Origin of the sequence: Microbacterium sp. UBA3394 (assembly GCF_002358725.1) — a bacterium.
Classification (GTDB): Bacteria; Actinomycetota; Actinomycetes; order Actinomycetales; family Microbacteriaceae; genus Microbacterium; species Microbacterium luteum.
In genome coordinates, this window is sequence record NZ_DEPK01000069.1 from 3,129 (window position 1) to 5,497 (window position 2,369).

Annotated in this window: 3 protein-coding genes; 2 read left to right on the forward strand and 1 reads right to left on the reverse strand. The window is 65.8% G+C overall.

What is annotated here, in order from left to right; translation table 11 throughout:
- Positions 1–16: 16 nt before the first annotated feature.
- Positions 17–238, reverse strand: a complete 222-nt coding sequence (locus B4E30_RS04030) for a DUF2945 domain-containing protein (protein WP_286793607.1) — start codon at positions 236–238, stop codon at positions 17–19.
- A 262-nt stretch (positions 239–500) separates the two neighbouring features.
- Here B4E30_RS04030 and rpsA point away from each other — a divergent pair, with 262 nt between their 5' ends.
- Together rpsA and B4E30_RS04040 are read left to right on the forward strand one after the other, a co-directional pair.
- Complete coding sequence (gene rpsA / locus B4E30_RS04035; protein WP_071043609.1) at positions 501–1,955, forward strand: 30S ribosomal protein S1; 1,455 nt, start codon at positions 501–503, stop codon at positions 1,953–1,955.
- A 121-nt stretch (positions 1,956–2,076) separates the two neighbouring features.
- The coding region (locus B4E30_RS04040) for an MFS transporter (protein ID WP_286793608.1) at positions 2,077–2,369 on the forward strand (293 nt) is incomplete at its 3' end.

The following is a 2,369-nucleotide window of genomic DNA, read 5'->3' on the forward strand; positions in this document are numbered from 1 at the left end:
CCCCGGCGGGTGGCCCTCAGTCCGGGATCTTGCGGAGCGCTTCACGCTTGTGCGCCGCCTGGGACCCGGTCTTCTCCGATGAGACGATGTAGGCGGGTTCATCCTTCGACGCCGTGAAGTGCTGTCCCGCGAAGGTGAAGTCGTCGGTGCGAATCTCGTCGATCGTCCCCCGCGTCCTTCCCTGAGACGTGTCCCAGCTCACCCTGTCGCCGGCGTGGAGAGGTGCTCGTTCGCTCATGAGCCGACTCTCGCATCGCGAGGTCGGGTCGGGTGAGGGCTTGACAGGGCTCGGCGTGCGGTGGAATCACGTCGTCATGCTCTGTTAGCATTGAGCGTCACTCGTGTGGCCGCTCCGTCACGCCATGGTGTGCGCGTTCCGGTTCCATCCGGCAGCGGCACGAGTGGCATCGCATGACCACAATCCATTTCGCATCGCCGACGGCATCTCGCGTGTCCGAAGGCGGAGCCCGAGCACACAACCCTTTAGGACAACCCACTACATGACTACCGCAACGACCGCCCCGGCCACCAAGCAGGTCGCCATCAACGACATCGGATCTGCTGAGGACTTCATGGCCGCGGTCGAGAAGACCCTGAAGTTCTTCAACGACGGAGACCTCATCGAAGGCACCGTCGTGAAGATCGACCGCGACGAGGTGCTCCTCGACGTCGGTTACAAGACCGAGGGCGTCATCCCCTCGCGCGAACTCTCCATCAAGCACGACGTCGACCCCAACGAGGTCGTCAACGTCGGCGACGAGGTCGAAGCCCTCGTTCTCCAGAAGGAGGACAAGGAAGGCCGCCTCATCCTGTCGAAGAAGCGCGCTCAGTACGAGCGCGCCTGGGGCGACGTGGAGAAGATCAAGGAGAACGACGGTGTCGTCACCGGCCAGGTGATCGAGGTCGTCAAGGGTGGTCTGATCGTGGACATCGGGCTCCGCGGCTTCCTGCCCGCTTCGCTCATCGAGCTGCGCCGTGTGCGCGACCTCACGCCGTACCTCGGCCAGGAGCTTGAGGCGAAGATCCTGGAACTCGACAAGAACCGCAACAACGTCGTGCTGTCGCGCCGCGCATTGCTCGAGCAGACCCAGTCGGAGTCGCGCTCGAACTTCCTCAACAACCTCCACAAGGGCCAGGTCCGCAAGGGCACGGTGTCGTCGATCGTCAACTTCGGTGCGTTCGTCGACCTCGGTGGCGTCGACGGTCTCGTCCACGTCTCGGAGCTGTCGTGGAAGCACATCGAGCACGCGTCCGAGGTCGTCGAGGTCGGCCAGGAGGTCACCGTCGAGATCCTCGAGGTCGACCTCGACCGCGAGCGCGTGTCGCTTTCGCTGAAGGCCACGCAGGAAGACCCGTGGCAGGTGTTCGCCCGCACCCACGCGATCGGTCAGGTCGCTCCGGGCAAGGTCACCAAGCTCGTTCCGTTCGGTGCATTCGTCCGCGTCGCCGACGGCATCGAAGGCCTCGTGCACATCTCCGAGCTCTCGGGCAAGCACGTCGAGCTCGCCGAGCAGGTCGTGTCGGTCGGCGAAGAGGTCTTCGTCAAGATCATCGACATCGACCTCGAGCGTCGCCGCATCTCGCTGTCGCTCAAGCAGGCCAACGAGTCGGTCGACCCGTTCGGCACCGAGTTCGACCCGGCCCTCTACGGCATGGTCACCGAGTACGACGAGAACGGGGAGTACAAGTACCCCGAGGGCTTCGACCCGGAGACCAACCAGTGGAAGGAAGGCTTCGACGAGCAGCGCGAGAAGTGGGAGCAGGAGTACGCCGCCGCCCACGCGCGCTGGGAGGCCCACAAGGCCGCCGTCGTCAAGGCGATGGAAGCCGAGGCTGCATCGGCGGCTGCCGGCGAGACGCCCTCGTCGTCGTTCACCTCTGACAGCAGCGGCGCGGGAACCCTCGCCGACGACGAGGCGCTGGCGGCGCTTCGCGAGAAGCTGTCGGGTCGCTGAGCCGACACGCACTGACGGTCGACGGGCCGGAATCCTTCGGGGTTCCGGCCCGTCGCCGTTTCACCCGGTGCGTGTGACCTGAGTGGCGTCAGCGACCCTTCCGTCTCGCTAGGGTAGGGCCGTGACCTCGCCAGCCTCGCCGACGGCATCCACCGGCTCACCGCCGCGCGCACCACTCGTGCTGACGGCGCTCATCCTCGGGGCGCTGGTGTGCAACATCAATCTCGCCGCCGCCAATATCGCGCTGCCCGACATCGGCGACGCCTTCGGCGCGAACCAGACCTCGCTGAACCTCGTCGCGGTCGGATGCTCGCTCGGCCTCGCGATGTCGGTCATGTATCTCGGGGCGGTCGCCGACCGTCACGGACGCAAGCAGCTGCTCGTGCTCGGCCTCGGCCTGACGGTCATCGCCAG

What these genes read in the sequence shown, in the direction of transcription:
- B4E30_RS04030 (WP_286793607.1), bottom strand. Translation starts at nt 238, where the DNA reads ATGAGCGAACGAGCACCTCTCCACGCCGGCGACAGGGTGAGCTGGGAC.
- rpsA (WP_071043609.1), top strand. Translation starts at nt 501, where the DNA reads ATGACTACCGCAACGACCGCCCCGGCCACCAAGCAGGTCGCCATCAAC.